Consider the following 18,919-nt stretch of genomic DNA (forward strand, 5'->3'; position numbering starts at 1 on the left):
AAAATTCTGGTAAAATTAATTCACGCTAAAATGGCGAACGATAGAATAGGAGATTACATGATAAAAAAAGGACTTTCACTATCCGTTACCCTCCTCTGCTTATTCTTCCTTGCTTCATGTTCAAATGATGGGTACCAGGATGCTTTGGACAAGGGGATTGAATATCTAGGAAAACGGGATTACCATCAGGCAGCCATCCAATTCGAATTGGCCTTAAAGGAGAAAAAAAGGGATGAGGATTCCTCCGCTTATCTAGATCAGGCAAATCATATGGATACGGCAGTCACTGCATATGAAGAAAAAGAATTTGATACTTCCCTTGAATCTCTAAATGCCGTCATTACGAATAAAAGCACGTTGAACACGTTGCAGACCGAAGCTAAAAAACTAAAAGAGGAAATCCTTGCTGATCAGGAAACAACTTCTTCGTTTGAAGACACGATGAAGATTGTGAAGGAACTTATCGCAAAAGAAAGTTACAGTTTAGCACAAAAGAAATTACAACTTTTAGAAAAAAGCTTCGAGTCGGATGAATTGCTATCAAGCTATCAATCTGAGTTGACTAAACTTACGGAACAAGTCGATCTTGCCCTGAAAGACCAGGAAGAAACGCAACCAGAAGAAAAGAAAGTAAAGAAAACTGAAGATAAGAAAACCGTAGAAAAAGCCGACGGTCAAAAAACTGCGTACCAACTATATCAAAATGGCCGTTATGGGTTCTCCATGTACTATCCCAAAGGCTTAAATATGGACACCCCGCCAACCAATGGTGATGGAGCCAGGTTCTATAATGAGGAATTTGAAATTACCGCCTTTGCTAGCCATACGAATATAATCAACGATGAAGAAACGATTGAAATGTATTATGAAGATGCTTTGAAAAATATCACAGAAGAAATCGCCTATCAGCGACTTACGGACGATTGGTATGTCATTTCCTACGAAGAAAATGGGAACGTTATCTATAAGAGGTACTACTTTAATGATCAAGTGGGCACTACCTTTATCATTAGCTATCCCGCTAGCGAACAGGAAAAGTACGGTCCAATCACTTCTCATATCGCAGAGACCTTCACCCCATCCACCAACTCATAACGGGGTGAGGACGAGGCCATGAGAATGAAAATGAATCAGGGCCAACATCAGTACCGGGGAGATTCTAGATTGAAAGGTTACATTCCCTTTGAAAATAGCCGCACCATCAAAAGAAGCAGCCAGGTCCCTTTGCCTGGCTGCTTCTTTCATTTACCCTCGTATTATTCAAAATGCAAGGTATAGTCTTCTGCTTTAATCCATTTTAATTTCTTTGAGAAAACGTAGATTAGTACAAGGTTCAACACAATCGGAAGAATGAAGAAAATGATGACCATGATGGATATGTTACTGAAAATCCATCCGCCTTCCGCCAGTTTCATGTAGTTCAAGGGACCGACCAATCCCGATAAACCAAATCCAGCACTATATGGGGTCCCTTGTATGTTTAACAAACCTGCCAACGCACCAAGAATAGCTGACGTGATTAACATGGGAAACGCAATTTTCGGTTTCATGAAGAAATTCCTCATTTGAATCTTAGGGGAACCCAACACATGGGCTAAAGCCGTCCCTAATGAATTCGCTTTGTAGCTTGCAATGGCTAGGCCAACACCAGCTGCCACGATGCCTAGGTTGGCCGCACCAGATCCTATCCCTGAGAGCATAATGACCGTCGCTACCCCAACCGTTGAAATGGGCGATAAGATAATAAGACAGAAGATAACGGAAATAATGGCTCCCATCAAAATGGGTTGCAAGGACGTCACGTTAGCGATGCCGACTCCTAATAGTCCCGTAGCGGATTTTACGTATGGCAGAATGAAGTATCCAATCATGCCTGGTACCAAGATACTTAAAGTCGGCATCAAGAGAATCGCATACGCCTTTAATTTGTCGCCAATTAATTGCAGGAACAATACGGTCAATGCCGCGGTAATTCCGGTATTGATGACAACGCCAATCCCATTAAGGGCAAATAAACCGTCAGCCGTTTTCTGGATGGCACCACTTCCGACCATGGCCGCTATCCCGATACTGGCCGTTTGAATGGATGGTAGCTTGAACGAAATCCCGACCATCACCCCAATCATGACAGGTAACAAACTCATCACGAAAACGGTGATATCGAATATATGCTGTAACACGGGAAAATGTGGAATCAATAGTTTAAGTATTTCCCCTAACAAAGCATTCGGAATTAATGAAACGACAATCCCTATGCTCATCCCCGTTAATAATTTATTAAAAAAATCTTTCATCTAAATAATCCCCTATCTCGCTATAATGCACACAATTATAAGAAATATTCTGACAATAGTCAAAGGATTTTTTTAATACTTCACCGCGAAATTGTATAAAAGTATTTTGAATAAGAGAAACTTACTTTCTAATAACGCATATATTCTAAATTATCTGTTTTCTATTGACCTTTACTAATACTACCTGTATAGTCGTAATTAATTGAATAGTTCATTTTCTTATCCAGAGAGGTGGAGGGACTGGCCCTTTGATACCTCAGCAACAGACTTTACTGTACTGTGCTAATTCCAGAAGTGTTCAACTTGAAGATAAGAAGAGAATATAAGCATTGCTGATTATACCTCTTCTTTTTTTGAAAGAAGAGGTTTTTATATTTTAATAAGGAAAGTAGGAATCTACCATGTCTATCACTTTAACGAAAGCTCCATTCAAAGCCGACCACGTAGGAAGTCTATTAAGACCAGAAAGTATACATCTGGCAAGAAAGCAACAGAAAGAAGGAATCATTACCGCAGAACAATTACGCGACGTTGAAACGAAGGAAATCAAGCGTATCGTCGATAAGCAAATAGAAATCGGTTTAGAGGCAGTGACTGATGGGGAATTCAGACGCACCTGGTGGCACTTTGACTTCTTGGAACATTTAAATGGAATCGAAGGGTATGTCACGGAAAAAGGCCTCACCTTTGATGGAATTGAAACAGAACGTTATAACGTTCGGAATACAGGAAAGATTTCTTTCAACCCCGATCACCCCTTTATTAAAGACTTTATTGAGTTTAATGAAATCGTGGACGGACGGGCTGTGGCGAAACAAACCATCCCTAGTCCCAATCAATTATTTGCGGTAGGTGTCCATAATGAAGAAATCTATCCTGACATCGAAGACTATGCAAAAGATATTATCAAAGCCTATCAAGATGCTTTACAAGCCTTTTACGATGCCGGTGTACGTTATTTACAATTAGATGATGTATACATAGCCAGGCTTTCCGCTCCGGACTTCCAGTTCAAAGAGGGGAAATATACAAGGGAACAATTAATCGATTTAGCATTGCGCGTGATTAATGGGACGTTGGAGGGAAAACCAGAGGATTTGGTTGTCACGACTCACCTTTGTCGTGGAAATTACCAATCGACTTGGGCTTTTGAAGGCAGCTATGCCCGTATCGCCCCAACTCTATTGGCCAAGGAAAATGTAGATGGATTTTTCTTGGAATACGATGATCATCGTTCAGGGGATTTTAAACCATTAGAACACATTCCAAATGACGGCGCACAAGTCGTTCTTGGCGTGGTCACTTCGAAGAATGGCGAACTTGAAGATAAAGAAACCGTTAAATCACGTATTAAAGAAGCGGCACAATTCGTGCCACATGAACACTTGTGCTTAAGCCCTCAATGCGGATTCGCTTCCACACATCTTGGCAACAAGCTAACGGAAGAGCAGCAATGGGAAAAGTTAAAATTCGTTGTGGATGTCGCCAAAGAAGTCTGGGGATAAGAACAAAAAGGGACGAGCCTATGCTCGTCCCTTTATTCAACAACATCGATCGTCCTCATCCTCTTTCTTCCCTACTACATCATCTGTCACCTTATCATTGAGCTGGTTCTTCAATGTCAATTCTGCCGCCTTTCCATCACTTGGCGACCCATCGGAAAAATACATTGGAAATAAGGAAAAGAACATAATATAGAAAGAGAAATATATGAACTGGTACCAGAGGACCGATTTCTCCAAGATCCCCTGATAAACCAAACTATATATCAACAACATGCTTATTAGGTTAAAGAGGGCTCCCCCTAGATAAATCAAACTATTCGTGAACTTATTATCATATTTTAATCCCTTGAACTCACAATGCCCATTCCAAAAGTAGTATTTTCTCACTTCTATATTGCAAAAGGAGAAAATCTTATCTCCACATCCGATCTTGATTTTTTTCTCCGTACCGCCAAACAGCGTGACAAAGAATAGATGCCCACCTAAATGAATGAGCGTGACAACCGGTAAAATCAGAAAAAAGGAAAAGAGAAATTTAGTGATATCAGACAAACCGAACATGCCAATCATCCTCCTTATTTTGAGCTTGGTGTATACAGACAAGTCCTTATTCGAAGGATGATACTCTCTTACCCGGTGTGGATCCGTTTTAACTAGTAAATATTCACATGTCTTAAGTGACTCCCCTTTAATCCACAAAAAGACCGGCAGATTATCTGCCGGTCCATCCGTTGTTATCGCTCCATTTCAAGAGTGCCAAAAACCTCATCATTACTTTCTCCCGGCTTCATCCCAACATGTTTATACTCTGGAGTGAAGACCGATGTTTTGATGGGACAAGCTATCTGCCTCTGCATCTTTCCTTCTCCATCAGGCACTTCGACTATCATGCCGCGCGCTTGCAGTTGCGGGTGAAGGGTCGATTCAGAAAAGGTCAGCACCGGTTCGACACAAGCCTCGAACTCTTCGAATATGCCCTGCCACTCTTCAAATGTCTTTTCAAGGAATGCATGCTTGATGATCCTTTTGAATTGGATGCTGCTTTCCGCATCTTGCTTCATGCTTAACTCGAACAGTTCAGGCTGTCCGATTGCTTCACATAACACTTCACGGAATGATGGCTCTAAGCTACCAACCGAGAAGTAACGGCCGTCTTTCGTTTCATAAAAATCATAAAACGTCCCGCCATTCAATACCAGCTTTTCCGGTTCAAGCTCCAATCCGCCCTGTAGATGTAGGGGCGCGGATATTGCATTCAAAGCGAAACTGCAATCAGTCATGCTGATATCGATGAACTGACCTTCACCCGTTCGCTCCCGGTAGATGACTGCCGACAAGATCCCGATGACGGCATGTAAGGAGCCTCCTGCAAGGTCGGCTATTTGTGTTCCATTTTTTGCAGGTCCTCCTTTTTGCGTACCTGAGTAACCGGACAATCCCGCTATCGAAATATAGTTGATATCATGACCTGGACGATTCTTGTAGGGACCAGTCTGACCAAAGCCAGTAAGCGAACAGTAAATCAACTTTGGATTGATTTGTTTTAATTCTTCGTATCCCAGCCCCAACCGATCCATGACACCCGGCCGGAACTGTTCAAGGACAATATCATATTCCTTCACTAGATTCTTTACGGCATCAATCGACTCCTGCCGTTTCAAATCAAGGGCAACCGATTTTTTTGAACGGTTCAAATATTGATTGACTCCCCATGTATCAACCTTGGCCGGCCGTTCTACCTTCAACACTTCCGCTCCTAAGTCTGCAAGCATGAGCGTAGCGAATGGCCCTGGCAAAAGTGTCGAAAAGTCTAGCACTTTCAGATTGGTCAACAGTGTCATCGTTCATGCACCTTCCTTTTCTACCAAATGGATGCATTCTTCCTCAGTTGGGATTTCTATCTTTTATACTCATTCTTCTTCCACCCTTTCGTTTCCTGCAAAACAACATTCACATCCAATTCAATGCGACTAACATTGGTACATGTTCAATTTAAAATAATAAAATAACCGGAACCATGTCTGTGAACATGGTCCGGAAGTTTTCAGTCATACTTTTCATCAAAATTAATTTCTACTTCTTCGAGCTTAACGAATCTCGTTTTCCTAATCAGTTTATACCCAAACCAGAGGGCGAGAAAAAGAGGGATTCCTAAGTACGCCGCCACCACACTTCCCCAATCGATATGGTCCGAAAAGAACGCTTGGATATTTTGAGCCAAAATGACGACCATTCCAATCGTAATGGCAAATATCGTCCCGATTGGAAACCATAAAGCCTTGTACGGCAACCTATCCAATGAATGCCCTTGTAACACATATGCCTTACGGAATCGATAATGGCTTATGGAAATGCCCAGCCAGAAGATAAACCCCGTTATCCCGATCGCGTTCATTAACCATAGATATACGGTGCCATCACCGAATATGGAAGCCAAAAAGGCAAGCATCCCGATGGCACAGGTTAAGATCATCCCCGCCACTGGGACCCCTCGTTTGTTCAGTTTGGCAAAAATCCGGGGTGCTTGCCCAGCTTTAGCCATCGAATATAATATACGGGTAGAGGCATATAAGCTTGAATTTCCCGCAGATAATACCGCTGTTAAAATCACGGCGTTCATCAAGGAAGCCGCAAAGGCCACTCCCGCTTTCTCAAATATGAGCGTAAATGGGCTGACCATAACATTCTCGCCTTGTAAACTTGAATTCGTATAAGGGATAAGCAGCCCTATCACAAAAATCGCCAATATGTAAAAAAGGAGAATCCTCCAGAAGACGCTTTTAATGGCCTTCGGTATATTTTTAGCTGGGTTTTCACTTTCCCCAGCTGCAACACCAACGATTTCCGTCCCCTGAAAAGAAAAACCTGCTGCTATGAAAACGATGAATACCCCCATGAACCCACCTGGAAAAGGAGCATCGTCCACTGTGAAATTTTTAAAGCCTACCGCTTCCCCTCCCATAATGCCTACAATCATGAGTAAGCCGACAATGATAAAAATGATGATGGCCGTCACTTTAATGAAAGAAAACCAATATTCCCCTTCACCATAGCCTTTGACAGAAAGATAGTTCAATAGAAAAATAAGCACTAAAAATGAGAAACTCCACAATAGTGATGGACTATCCGGAAACCAGAATTTCATGATGATGGTCGATGCGGCTAACTCGGCTGCTATAGTCATGGACCAGTTGAACCAATATGTCCAACCCAAGGCAAATCCAAAGGCAGGATCGACAAATTTCGTTCCATATGTACTAAATGACCCACTGGTTGGCATAAAGGCAGCTAGTTCCCCTAAGCTTGTCATGACAAAGTACACCATGGCCCCGACCAATGCGTAAGCAAGTAGAGCACCGCCTGGTCCCGCTGTATGTATGGCAGCCCCACTGCTAAGAAACAATCCTGTTCCGATGGCTCCTCCAATGGAAATCATCGTTAAGTGACGAGATTTCAACCCTCTGTTTAACCCCTGTTCTTTTTTCGGTGTTTCGACTGGATACTCAAAGACTTCCTCTTCGCGTTTTACTATCATATGTACATCCCCTTTTGCTTTTGCACGCAGTTCAGAAAATTCCCACTTTAGGAATTATACTACTTGAAAGTTCTGAATGGATTAATTATTCTTTTTCTTTCAGCAATTTTCATGCCACTTTTCACTTGTCAGCAAAATCCTACATCTTCACCCAATAAAACCGCGATATAGACAAATTCCTTTGCACTTACGCCATATTTCTTTGCGTTTTTGTGCCACGATATTTTGCACTTATTGGGGATTCTTCAAGAGGATAACGATTAATTTCCCTAAATTAGTTGCTTTTCTTCCTAATTGCTGTCAAGCTTATACAATCTGGACTATAAAAGAAAAGAACAAGTAGGTGACGAATATGATCGAAGTTAAAAATTCCACACTCAGTGATGGAGAGTTCAATAGAGGCGTTTTCGCAAAACGTGATATTAAAAAAGGTGAGCTGTTGCATGAAGCACCGGTTATCGCTTATCCAAATGAAGAGCATGTTCATATCGAGAAAACATTGCTAGCGGATTATGCGTTTGAGTATGGCATCAACCATACTTGCCTGCTTTTAGGATATGGCATGCTATTTAACCACTCCTATACGCCGAATGCCACATATGACATAAACTTTGATCATCATACATTCGATTTCTTCGCTTATACCGATATTAAGGCGGGAGAAGAGATTACCATCAATTATAATGGTGAGGTCGATAACGAAGATCCATTATGGTTCAATAAAGAAGACAATGGTGAAGAAGCTGAGTAATTGATGACATAAAAGCGCCTGCCGTTTAAAAAACTTTCTCCAGTTTTTTAAAGGCAGGTGCTTTTTACGTAATTCGGGAAACCAAAAAAGCTCCATCAAGGATATGCTATCCCTTGATGGAGCTTTTTTCATGCTACCTTAATTGATTGTTGAATTACTTGATTTTGATTTAGTGAAGGATTGGAGTTGGCTCTTTACCTTATCAATCATTTCAGGATTAGCGATTGATTTGATCTGGCTTATTGTTTTCTCACGCGTTTCTTTATTGCGCATTAAGTAAGCAGCTGCTCCCAATACGACGGTTCCAATCATTTTGTTTGATGGCATCTGAGTTTCCTCCTTATATTTTAGTATAGTATAGTATTTCCCTATAACCACTTCTTTAAACAAGGAGACCCAGACTTCCATCCTTCAGGCGACCGGAAACGCATATAGATTGCGTAGAAACTTGTCTTCTAATTCGTGTGCTGGCAACGGTTTACTGAACATGTAACCCTGTACCTGGTTACATTCCATTTCTTTTAAAAAGTCGAATTGCGTTTGGTATTCAACGCCTTCTGCCACGATATTCAGCTGCATGTTTTTGGCCAGCCCAATGATGGACGCCACAATTGCTTCATCCGGTCCACCGGTTGCCAAGTTCCTGATAAACGATTGGTCGATTTTCAATGTATTGATGGGGTAATCCTTTAAGTAAGCAAAGGAACTATATCCGGTGCCGAAGTCGTCTATGGCGATCTTCACGCCCAGCGCCCTTAACCTTTCAAAGGTAAAGATGGCCCTGTTCACATTGTTCATCGCCGTACTTTCAGTTATTTCCAACTCCAGATTCCTGCCATCTATATTCCATTTGTCCAACATGCACTTCAACTTTTCGATGAAATTCTCCTGCATGAATTGCCGCGTCGATATGTTGACGGCGATATGAATGGAATCGAATCCTTCTTTATGCCAGGCATGGAGTTGGGCACATGCCAAGTCGAGTATCTTTTCACCGAGTTGGATGATCAGCCCCGTTTCCTCAGCCAATGGAATGAACTCAGCTGGTGAGACGAATCCCAGCCTTGGATGGTTCCAACGGACCAAAGCTTCTACACCTGATATTTTCTCAGTCTGTGTATCGATCTTTGGTTGAAAGTATAATAGAAATTCATTATCTTTATGAATCCCCGTCCTCATTTCTTCTTCAATCAGGATTTTATCCAATCTACTTTCCATGGACTCTTTAAAGAACTTATACGATGAGTCTCCCGTTCCTTTTCCTAAGAACATCGCCAGATCCGCTCTTTTCAAAAGTTCTTCGATGTCCCCCCCATCCTGCGGGTAAGCTGATATCCCAATACATGTGGTTGTGTAGATGTCATGGTTATTGAGCTTGATTGGTTCTACCAAAGATTCCAGTAACTTTTGGGCGGCGATTTCCACTTGTTCAAGCCCGGATATCTGCGGCAGGAATACCGCAAATTCATCCACCCCGATTCTAGCTAGGAGTTCTCCTGGTTCCAGGCAATCGTCAAACCGTTTGGCAATTTCTTTTATAAACCAATCCCCTTGCCCATGCCCCAAGGTATCGTTAATGGTCTTGAATCGATCAATATCCATCAGGAGCAAAGCAGACATGCCTTCCACATTTTGCTCAATGAAGATATTTGCTTTTTCCTTAAAGGATCTTCGGTTTGGCAACCCTGTAAGTTCATCATGATAGGCCATATAATTGACTTTGGCCAAGGCCGCTTTCTGCTCGGTGATGTCCTTGGCAATTCCGTATATACCTTCGATTTCATTATCGACATATACCGGAACGGTCAAGACATTAAAAGTGACCTTGCTCTTATTTTTATGGATGGCCATAATTTCATAAGAGCGAAGGGTCCCTTTTAACGTATCCATATAGTAATTTTTACTTTCCTGCCATTCCTCTTCAGATACAAGACTTTCAATCGACAATCTTTGAATTTCCTCTGGTGTATAACCTAAAATCCTGAAAACCGCCGGGTTGATTGTTTCCAACTTCCCTTCCTTATTCATCCTGAAAATGATATCCGGATTATAAGTAACAAGGGAATCGTACTTTTGCTGGGTTAGTAGCAGCTCCTTGTTCTGTAGGGTGAGTTTCTTATCAAGGCTAATGAAAAAGAGGACAACTATCTGAATGAAAAGCATGGCACTTCCGATTCCGAGTGCCAGGAAGAGTGTTCCAATAGGAAGAGCTGAACTGGTTGGGGAAACCACGTGATTGCTGTGATACGTGGCAGCCGCCATTCCCGTATAGTGCGTGCCTGCAACCGCTATCCCGATGATATTTGCACTGATGATTTTTTCAACTAGCCGGGTAGCCTTTTGGTGTTTATAGCGAAAATTGATCTTTAAAGCCGCGACTGAAGCGGAACAAGCAATCAGTACGGAACAGATCACCAATAGCGGATCGTAATGAATGGACGCCGCCATACGCATCGAAGCCATTCCCGTGTAATGCATCGTAAGGATGGCTGTACTCAATGAGGCACCTCCAATCAATAGCTGTTTCCAATTCATCGTTTCACGACTGACAAAGAACAAGGACATCCCTGAAGCAAAAATGGCGATCCCAACCGATATCAGGACCTTAAGATAATCATACGTAATTGTTTCATGGACCTGTAAAGCCAGCATCCCGATAAAATGCATCGACCATATGCCTAGACCCATCGTAATCGCTCCACCTACCAGCCAATATTTCTTGGCTTTCTGTTTTGAATGGATGATTCTTCCCACAAGATCCAAAGCCGAATACGAAGCCAAGGTCACAATTATGAAGGATAAAATGACAAGCCCTATGTTATAGCTTCCATGTATGTGCAATTTTTTTCTCCCTCATCAAAAATTCCTGTTTCTAGTCATATATCGGACACATTTCAGCAATTTCAATCTCCACATCCATTAAATATACATATTTACCAAGCCAGTTCCTTCAAAAGACGAAAAAGAACCCGAACGACACCGTTCGGGTTCTACTTCTTGCCCATTCATTCAAGGCCCAGACCATTGATATAATTCACGCTTTCAGGACTTTTCACTACTTTTGCAGCTTGTTCTGGGTCAACGATCGTTTGTTGAATGTTGTTCAGTTTGTAAGTCAGGACGCGCTTTGTTGATTCATCGATTCGTTCCATCGGGATTTCCCCTTTTTTAACGGCATCGATTATCCCGTTATACACCTCTAATTGGTGGGGATGTTCGTGACAGACCAAGACGATGTCCACGCCTGCAAGAATCGCTTCTTTGCCCATGTCCTTAAAGGAAAAGTAATTTTTCACGGCTCCCATTTCCATATCATCCGTGATGACGATTCCTTTGTAGCCCAGCTTCTCTCGTAGCAGGTCTTCGATAATGACCTTGGATAGGCTGGCAGGTTTTTCTTTATCATAAGCCGGATATTTTATATGCGTCACCATCATGAAAAACTTGTCATTATCCACTTCCTTGATGATTTCTTTAAACGGATAGATATCCGAGTTTTCCAGGTCAAGCTGGTTTGCTTCCACGGAAGAGGTCTCGACATGTGGATCAATCTCGCTACGGCCATTCCCCGGGAAGTGCTTCAGGGCTCCTGTAACGGATGCTTCATTCAACCCTTGAATCACTTTTTCCCCATATTGATGGACTTTTTTGGGGTCCGTCCCAAATGAACGGCTATCTTTCTTCGATAAATCCAAAACAGGGGCAAAGTTAAGGTTGATTCCCATCGAATCCAGCTCTCTACCATTCAATTTAGCCACCTGATATACTTCATCCGCAGTGGCCTTTTCCCCTAACTTCTGTTGCGAAGGGATAGGGGAAACCTGTTCCCTCATCCGGGTAATGGCCCCCCCTTCTTGATCGATGGCAACCATGAGTGGAAGGGAGAACCGGCTACCTTTTGCAGATTCCTGCAGGGAGTTGGATAACTCGGCCACTTGTTTAGGAGAACTCATATTACGGTCAAAGTAAATGATGCCGCCTATATGCTTTTCTTCGATGAACTCCTGAACCTCGGTGCTCTTTTCCGTCCCCGAAAACCCGATCATCATGAGCTGCCCGACTTTTTCTTCGAGCGTCATCTTTTCTAGCATCTTCTCCACTTTTTCATCGGTATTGGTCAATGCATTAATTTCCTTATCACTTGTATCCTCTTTATTTATCTTATTCTCTTGTACGGTTGTTTCCTCTTTTTTATTGGCTTCCTTGGTACCACGATTCTCTGTCTTTCCACTTGGAAGATTCGTATCCATATTCAACTGGATGAGTACGACCGTTAAAAATGAGAGAAGCGCAATGAAGAGGAGTCCAATGTATGTATACCTTTTCTTCATTGGACTTTCTTATCCACTAATTTAATTTCAGGGTCTGAAAGCTTCCAATCAGAAGATTCCTTCACCAGATGCCATTTTCCCTTCCATGTTTGGACAAGTGTCTCTCCACCTTTCCAATCTTCAGAGACCATTTCAAACGAGACAGTGGCCTTGTTATCATTCAATGATTCAACTTCTACATACGTCACTTCATCACTCATGTTATCCTTCATTCCTTCTTCCCAGCTACTGAATTTATTTTTCCCTTTTCTGCCGGTACTGAATAAATTATAAGCTGATTCATAATTTCCGTTTGTAATCTCTTCATAATGCTCATTGACTACCGCTATTACATCTTCCTCTTCCGTTTCTTTTGCAGCAGCTGCTTGGTAAGCTCGTTCTTCAGCTTCCGCGATTTCCGTATCATCCACCCATAAATCTATTGAAGCATTTTTAACCGAGACCTCTTCGCTTTTCAAGGTCTTTCCTTGCACTTTTACTTCCGCATGAATCTTCATCTTCCCATCTAAAGACACCGGACCGAATGATTCTAGATCCTCGACGGTTTTGCCCGTGCTCGTTCCATTTACGAAAACGGTCGCTTCATCATAATTAGAGGTTAGATACACATCATCTCCCGTCAAATCCAAACCAACGGGAATCTTATGGCTGTCTTCCTCTAATGAATCAATTTTAACCTTATCAGTTACCGTTGTATATTCCCCTTTATAGGAGCCTTTAACCTCATGCTCAACCGGTAAGAATGGCCCGAATGTCCGCTCTTCTCCCTCTTTCAGTTCCCCCACGCCTTTCTCATTAATGGAAACGGAGGCATGTGGCTGATTTGTTGAGACCTTTATGTAAACTGGCTGAAAGCTAACACCATATTGCTTAATGATTCCCCATTTTTTCTTAACCTTTTGCAAGGTTAAAAAACCTTCACCTTTAGAACCTATTACATTATCATTTTCCAAGTATTGAGCCGTTTTTTTCAGATTTGACTTGGTTTCGGCTAGAAGATCAGGATTTTCATCGAAATATTGAATAAGCATCTTCGCATGCGCTTCTTCTACCTTCATCACATCCTGTCCACCATTCAAAATCTTCGCTACGTCCTTAGTATTGTTACTTTTAATGGCATCTTCAAATTGTTTAACTACTTTAGCCGGTTTATACATACTCTGTACTGTTATATAACCAGCAAATCCAACCATTAGCAATAGGATTACAGAAATGGAGAGAACCTTAGAACTTTTCGACTTAAAAAAAGAACCCGATCTAGGACTTTTTATCCGTGTTTCAGCAATAGGATTCTGATTTTCTATAGTCGTTCCGCACTTAGTACAAAAGGCCTTATTCCCACTTATTTTTTCCCCACAATTATTACAATGCAATGTTTTCTCCCCTTTTTTCCCTTAAAATATATGCTAAATTATAAAAATCGATTCATATTATCTCAATAATACTATATTATGTAACATGACAACGCAACAAATCTTATGAATTTAGACCTATCACTATCTAATTATACATATAACTTTTGAATTGTTTGATAGCTTAGGAAAATATGAAGGAGTGGTAAATTTGAATGAATTGCAAGATAAGCTAGGAAGTGGACTCAATAAGATTCAGGATAGCTTACAAACGAACAAACAAAAGCTTCAAAATGCCCAAACAATTAACCAGTACAAAAGGAGCATACAAGAAACCGGTATGAAACGGAACGAAATACTTTTACAGTTAGGGGAGGAATTATATAAAAAATTACGTAGCAACGAAATCCATCCCACTGAAGAACTGACAAAAAAAATGACATCTTTAATGGAATTTGACCACGTCATATACAAGGCACAACAGTCTATTACTGAATTGAACTCTCAAAGTCAAACAGAGCATGCCTGTAGTTCATGTGGGTCTCCGGTCACCAGTGAAGATAAATTTTGTGGAGGCTGCGGAGCCAAAGTGGAGTTACCAAAATTGGATACTCAAATAGAAACATCTTCCTGTCCTTCATGTGAAGAACAAATCCCATTACATGCTGTCTTCTGCAACTGTTGCGGTTTAAAGACATCATGAATGAAATGAAAGGAGACGAGGATAGCTATGTTCTGTACAACATGCGGAGAATCTAATCCGGACTATAGCAACTATTGCTCACATGATGGGACTGCACTAGGAAATTCATCATCTCTGCAACAGTTACAATTAGTAAATAATGAAACGAACTTTTGTCCCGAATGTGGAGAAGGAACTAATAAGATTGATAATTACTGCAATTCTTGCGGAAACTCCCTACTTAAATTCGGCACAACAAAGATTTCCATGAACGAGAAAGTAACACCACGAATATTAAATTCAAGGACCTTCTCGTTTACTTCTCTATTATCTAAAGATACATTACGAAAAGCCCTTATACCTGCCATTGCAGCTTTTATTCTCATGCTTCTTTTAAATCTTTTAGTGTATACGACAAATACTAATTTTTATGAGGACATATTTGAAGAATCGTTTGGGTTCACCCCAGAGGAAGCTGCCGAAAACATGGCGGATGAGTCTGGCTTCAAATTCAAAGAACCTGGAGCTATATTCGGATTCTCAGATACGGTCATGATGTCTCATACACTTTCACCAAGTTATACGTTAGATATGGAAAGCAATAACTCATATGAAGATTATAAAGGGTCCGGCGAATTGAGCCTTTCCTTCACATATGTTTTATTCATTATCATTCCCTTATTATGCTTATTCGTAAGTGGCATTGTATACAGAAAGAAACATACTGATATCTCTATACAATCTTTCCTTTCAGGAGCCGTTGGAATAGCATTGATTTACAGCCTTTTGTTGACGTTCTTATCTCTATTCAGTGGTTTTGATTATAAAATCAAGCACTCTGAAAGCGGAGAAAGCTTGAATCTAGCCATAACAACTGCTTATCCATTCTTCCAAACCTTCTTTAAAGGTTTATTGTTTGGAATCGTCTTTAGCATGCTGGGGATGTTATTTAGTATTAACTACCGCCAAATAACCAAGCAACTTGAATCATTGATTCCTTATGGGAATGCCGTCCACCAAGGGTTTTCTGCATTTATCCGTGGTTTCGTTACACTTACCATTGTAATGGTCGCCATCCTTATCAGTAAAATCAATGATGCAAAAGAAATGCTCTCGGTCCTTGATGTACCCGGTGTTAGTCAACAAATTTTAGAAAAGACCACCTTGGCAGCCTGCTATCTAGGTGTGCAATTATCTTCCATCGTTTATAGTATGCTCCATTTCACCCCACTCTCCCTAAAAGGAGAAGGGGACGGAGAAAGTGGAGAAATTAGTTTCTCCGTATTCTCCGGCTTTAGCACGGATGGTGACGTTATGGAAGGAGGAGATCTTTCATATCTAGATTTATTTTTCAGTTTTACGAACATCGACCTTTACTTGAAGCTAGCGATGATCCTTCCTATCTTATTGCTGATATTTGCCGGTTATTCTATGGCTAAGTCCAAACAGTCTTCATTCGTATCACTGGCTGTACTAAGCCTTGTATATAGTCTATTCGTTAGCGCAATAGCATCTTTCTCGGCAATTTCGCTGAATGGTCTATTTGATATGGGGGATGGAGAAAATGCCATTACCTTCTCCCTCGGCGTCAGTGTTGTCCAGGTCTTTATCGGTAGCTTTATTCTTTCCTATATTGCTGGATTTGCCGGTAGCTATTTGAACAAGTTCTTTCCCGGTTCTCTAAAATAATCACTCTTCCTCTGTTCCCTCAAGGGACAGAGGTTTTTTGTATAAAGCCTAAGCTATGTGCCCCATACTACAGTATGACCCAATAAAAAGGAGAAGACTTCATGGATGATAAGGTAAAAAAACTTGCTGGTAGGGCACAGGCCTCTCTGAGTCATGCTGTAGATTATATGAAGGAAAAGATAATAGAACTTACGGGAGGAACCTCCATCACAATTATGGAGCTCGCTCTTTATATTCAAAACCAACCGGAGACGAATCGAATCGACAAGGAACTTTTAGGGAAGACCTATACCTTTTATTCTCTAAAGAAAGAAGGAGCGACCTACCATTTGGAAATGAAAAATGCCCACATCCTCCAGTTGGATGTCCACATCAAAAATCACGATATCATCTCCTATCGTTCCTATCGTGATCATTCTAAACTGTCCAGTCCCATTAAGATTCCTAATACCCTCTTGCCAGATTGAACGTCTTGAGTGGCCCTTTATAAAAAAGGGCCACTTTTTACTTTTTATTCCTCTTAAAACGAGACATATAGGAATAATATGGGTATATGATAGAGAGAGAATGAGCAGGAAAGGAGTCGATGGTATGAATGAAAAGTGGAATGGCGACCAAATGGCAGATGTAAAGGGGAAAACAGTTGTGATTACAGGGGCGAATAGCGGCCTTGGTTTTGAAACGGCTTTTGTATTAGCGGGGAAAGGAGCAGAAGTCATTCTTGCTGTCCGGAATGCTTCGAAAGGGGAAAAGGCGGTGGATCGAATCACGTCTGCCCATCCTAAGGCAAATGTCTCCGTGATGCCACTCGATTTAAGTGATTTGAGGAGCATTCATCAGTTTAGCGATTCATTCTTGGAGAACTACGATTCCTTATCCATTCTAATCAACAATGCAGGGGTCATGATTCCCCCTTATAGTCAAACGAAGGATGGGTTCGAGCTACAATTCGGCAGCAATCACCTTGGGCATTTTGCCTTGACCGGCCTATTGCTTCCCAAAATCCTTTCGACGCCAAAATCACGGGTCGTCATATTAAGCAGTTTAGCCGCCAATAACGGGAACATAGACTTCGATCACTTGGATGGGAAGGATCAATATAAACCAATGAGGTACTATGCCCAAAGCAAACTTGCCAATCTTCTCTTTTCCCGGGAATTGCAAAACAAATTCGAACAGCACCAAGCAAACTCGATCAGTGTCGCCTGCCACCCTGGACTTTCCCATACGAACCTCATGTCACGCGGATCTGGCAAGCCCCTGAATAAGTTTGTCCACTACCTCTCCAAGACCTTCACCCAGCCCGCCAATATGGGTGCCCTTCCCACGCTTTACGCAGCAACGGAACCTACCTTAAGAGGTGGGGAATATATTGGCCCGGATGGAAAAAAGGGAAGAAAGGGCTTCCCTAAAAAAGATCCCATCATCGATTCTCTATATGACAAAAACACTTCAGAAAGGTTATGGGAGACTTCAGAATCCATGACAGGTGTTCAGTATCCCTTCACTTTTGCCAATATAAACCGATCATGATGCTTCTCTATAGAACAGGAACCAGCTGTTCTTTTTTTTCGTCCTTTTTCATGAAAGATGCGTAATTTCCCTTTTAAGAGAGATACTATAAAAAAAATTAATGAGGGACAAGCATGCTTGAAAACGGAAAAATTACTTCCTATCAATTGGCACTGATTATTTACCCAACCATCTTTGCTACAGCCATTTTGACCGTGCCAAACATATCCCATTCATATGCGGGGCGAGATATGTGGATATCTCCGATCATTGGCTCATTGAATGGTTTTTTAACAGCTTATATCCTATACCAATTACATAAGATGTACCCGAATGAAACGATATTCGAATACAGCCAGCATATTATAGGCAAGTTTCCTTCAAAGGTCCTGACTTGTTTGTATGTTTTCTTTTTCCTTTACATGTCGGGCTTCATTTTAAGGGAGTATGCCGATTTCATCATCATCACATTTTTGCCGGAAACGCCAAGAGTCGTCATCATGGGTAGCCTGGTCTTGGTGTCTGCCTTCGCCGTTTCTGGCGGTGTATCGGTGCTGGGACGTGCTTCATCTCTTTTCATTCCCATATTCATCATCCCGATTCCATTCATTATGTTGATTCTTTTTCAGGACTACGATACGACCAGGATTTTTCCGATATTGGAAAATGGTCTAAAGCCGCCACTATTAGGCGCTGCCGTTCCACAGGCTTGGTTCAGTGAAGTCTTTATCATTGCGATACTTCTACCATTCCTTAGGGATCGAAAGCAGGGGATGAAATGGATCATCATCTCAATCATCGCCATTATGCTGAGCCTTATTTGTTTGAATCTAACTGCCTTGTTCCTTTTCGGTGATCTCACGAGCTACTACACATTTCCCGTATTCAAGGCGATTCGCTACATCAGTTTCATGAATTTCTTTGAGCACCTTGAAGCGGCGATCATACCAGGATGGATGCTTGGGGCATACATCAAGCTCACGGTGTTCTTCTATATCCTAGTTGTGGGTACTGCTCAGTGCCTGAATCTTCCTAGCTATAAACCGCTTATTCTACCGTTAGGATTCCTGGTTACATTATTTGGTTTTTGGGAGTTTTACAACTTACAGGGTCAGACCGAGTTCACTAGAACCGTCTTTCCTTTTTTGCTTCCCTTCATGTTGACACTGCTCCCGGTCCTGCTATTAGTAATAGCTAAATTGAAAAGACGTTTATACCAAAAGAAAGAAGTTCCGAATGGCTCTTCATCCCTAACTAAAAACTAGCCT

Annotated in this window: 17 protein-coding genes and 1 riboswitch; of the genes, 8 read left to right on the top strand and 9 right to left on the bottom strand. The window is 41.5% G+C overall.

The features are described 5' to 3' along the window. Window positions 1-57 precede the first annotated feature (57 nt). Window positions 58-1,095 (top strand): outer membrane protein assembly factor BamD, encoded by a 1,038-nt coding sequence (locus ACIQXH_RS17590; protein ID WP_403125044.1) that lies wholly within the window; start codon window positions 58-60, stop codon window positions 1,093-1,095. On the opposite strand, the gene ACIQXH_RS17595 is transcribed toward ACIQXH_RS17590, so the two are convergent. Beyond that, window positions 1,090-1,245 carry a hypothetical protein gene (locus ACIQXH_RS17595; protein ID WP_403079486.1) on the bottom strand — a complete coding sequence of 52 codons (156 nt, stop codon included), beginning with the start codon at window positions 1,243-1,245 and terminating at the stop codon, window positions 1,090-1,092. The two genes, ACIQXH_RS17590 and ACIQXH_RS17595, sit on opposite strands and share 6 nt — an antisense overlap. 11 nt (window positions 1,246-1,256) lie before the next feature. Then, window positions 1,257-2,294, bottom strand: coding sequence for a PTS sugar transporter subunit IIC (locus tag ACIQXH_RS17600; RefSeq protein ID WP_403079488.1), 1,038 nt, complete (start codon window positions 2,292-2,294; stop codon window positions 1,257-1,259). A 216-nt stretch (window positions 2,295-2,510) separates the two neighbouring features. Further along, window positions 2,511-2,610: riboswitch (SAM riboswitch) on the top strand. An 85-nt stretch (window positions 2,611-2,695) separates the two neighbouring features. Between ACIQXH_RS17600 and ACIQXH_RS17605 the strand changes: the two genes are divergently transcribed. Beyond that, complete coding sequence (locus tag ACIQXH_RS17605; protein ID WP_403125046.1) at window positions 2,696-3,799, top strand: 5-methyltetrahydropteroyltriglutamate--homocysteine S-methyltransferase; 1,104 nt, start codon at window positions 2,696-2,698, stop codon at window positions 3,797-3,799. Between the two features lie 36 nt (window positions 3,800-3,835). Here ACIQXH_RS17605 and ACIQXH_RS17610 read toward each other — a convergent pair whose 3' ends face one another. The 3 genes from ACIQXH_RS17610 to ACIQXH_RS17620 form a co-directional block, all read right to left on the bottom strand. Beyond that, window positions 3,836-4,360 carry a hypothetical protein gene (locus ACIQXH_RS17610; protein WP_403125049.1) on the bottom strand — a complete coding sequence of 175 codons (525 nt, stop codon included), beginning with the start codon at window positions 4,358-4,360 and terminating at the stop codon, window positions 3,836-3,838. 173 nt (window positions 4,361-4,533) lie between these two features. Next, on the bottom strand, window positions 4,534-5,640 hold the full coding sequence (locus tag ACIQXH_RS17615) for a CaiB/BaiF CoA transferase family protein (RefSeq protein WP_403125052.1): 1,107 nt from the start codon (window positions 5,638-5,640) through the stop codon (window positions 4,534-4,536). Between the two features lie 203 nt (window positions 5,641-5,843). After that, window positions 5,844-7,334, bottom strand: a complete 1,491-nt coding sequence (locus tag ACIQXH_RS17620) for an amino acid permease (protein WP_403125055.1) — start codon at window positions 7,332-7,334, stop codon at window positions 5,844-5,846. Between the two features lie 352 nt (window positions 7,335-7,686). Between ACIQXH_RS17620 and ACIQXH_RS17625 the strand changes: the two genes are divergently transcribed. Next, complete coding sequence (locus tag ACIQXH_RS17625; RefSeq protein WP_402871281.1) at window positions 7,687-8,085, top strand: SET domain-containing protein; 399 nt, start codon at window positions 7,687-7,689, stop codon at window positions 8,083-8,085. A 138-nt stretch (window positions 8,086-8,223) separates the two neighbouring features. On the opposite strand, the gene ACIQXH_RS17630 is transcribed toward ACIQXH_RS17625, so the two are convergent. The 4 genes from ACIQXH_RS17630 to ACIQXH_RS17645 all read right to left on the bottom strand — a co-directional run bounded on the left by ACIQXH_RS17630 (window position 8,224) and on the right by ACIQXH_RS17645 (window position 13,789). After that, entirely contained in the window at window positions 8,224-8,412 is a 189-nt protein-coding gene (locus ACIQXH_RS17630) for a hypothetical protein (RefSeq protein ID WP_402871278.1), read from the bottom strand. An 84-nt stretch (window positions 8,413-8,496) separates the two neighbouring features. Further along, window positions 8,497-10,926 carry a bifunctional diguanylate cyclase/phosphodiesterase gene (locus tag ACIQXH_RS17635; protein ID WP_403125058.1) on the bottom strand — a complete coding sequence of 810 codons (2,430 nt, stop codon included), beginning with the start codon at window positions 10,924-10,926 and terminating at the stop codon, window positions 8,497-8,499. Between the two features lie 164 nt (window positions 10,927-11,090). After that, entirely contained in the window at window positions 11,091-12,416 is a 1,326-nt protein-coding gene (gene nagZ / locus ACIQXH_RS17640; protein ID WP_403125061.1) for a beta-N-acetylhexosaminidase, read from the bottom strand. Further along, entirely contained in the window at window positions 12,413-13,789 is a 1,377-nt protein-coding gene (locus tag ACIQXH_RS17645; RefSeq protein WP_403125064.1) for a TcaA 3rd/4th domain-containing protein, read from the bottom strand. The genes nagZ and ACIQXH_RS17645 overlap by 4 nt, the downstream gene beginning before the upstream one ends. Window positions 13,790-13,979: 190 nt before the next feature. Between ACIQXH_RS17645 and ACIQXH_RS17650 the strand changes: the two genes are divergently transcribed. The 5 genes from ACIQXH_RS17650 (at window position 13,980) to ACIQXH_RS17670 (ending at window position 18,916) form a co-directional block, all read left to right on the top strand. Then, window positions 13,980-14,471: a zinc ribbon domain-containing protein gene (locus ACIQXH_RS17650; RefSeq protein WP_402989860.1), complete on the top strand. Its 492-nt coding sequence runs from the start codon at window positions 13,980-13,982 to the stop codon at window positions 14,469-14,471. Window positions 14,472-14,498: 27 nt separating this feature from the next. After that, the gene (locus tag ACIQXH_RS17655) at window positions 14,499-16,139 is read left to right on the top strand and encodes a zinc ribbon domain-containing protein (protein ID WP_403125067.1); all 1,641 of its coding nucleotides are present in this window, start codon (window positions 14,499-14,501) and stop codon (window positions 16,137-16,139) included. A gap of 101 nt (window positions 16,140-16,240) precedes the next feature. After that, a complete protein-coding gene (locus tag ACIQXH_RS17660) occupies window positions 16,241-16,606 on the top strand; it encodes a hypothetical protein (protein WP_403125070.1) in 366 nt (121 codons plus the stop codon). A 124-nt stretch (window positions 16,607-16,730) separates the two neighbouring features. After that, a complete protein-coding gene (locus ACIQXH_RS17665) occupies window positions 16,731-17,672 on the top strand; it encodes an oxidoreductase (protein ID WP_403125073.1) in 942 nt (313 codons plus the stop codon). Between the two features lie 113 nt (window positions 17,673-17,785). Then, window positions 17,786-18,916 (top strand): GerAB/ArcD/ProY family transporter, encoded by a 1,131-nt coding sequence (locus tag ACIQXH_RS17670; RefSeq protein ID WP_403125075.1) that lies wholly within the window; start codon window positions 17,786-17,788, stop codon window positions 18,914-18,916. The last annotated feature ends 3 nt before the right edge of the window (window positions 18,917-18,919 follow it).

The organism is Peribacillus sp. NPDC097225, assembly GCF_044761955.1.
GTDB lineage: Bacteria > Bacillota > Bacilli > Bacillales > DSM-1321 > Peribacillus.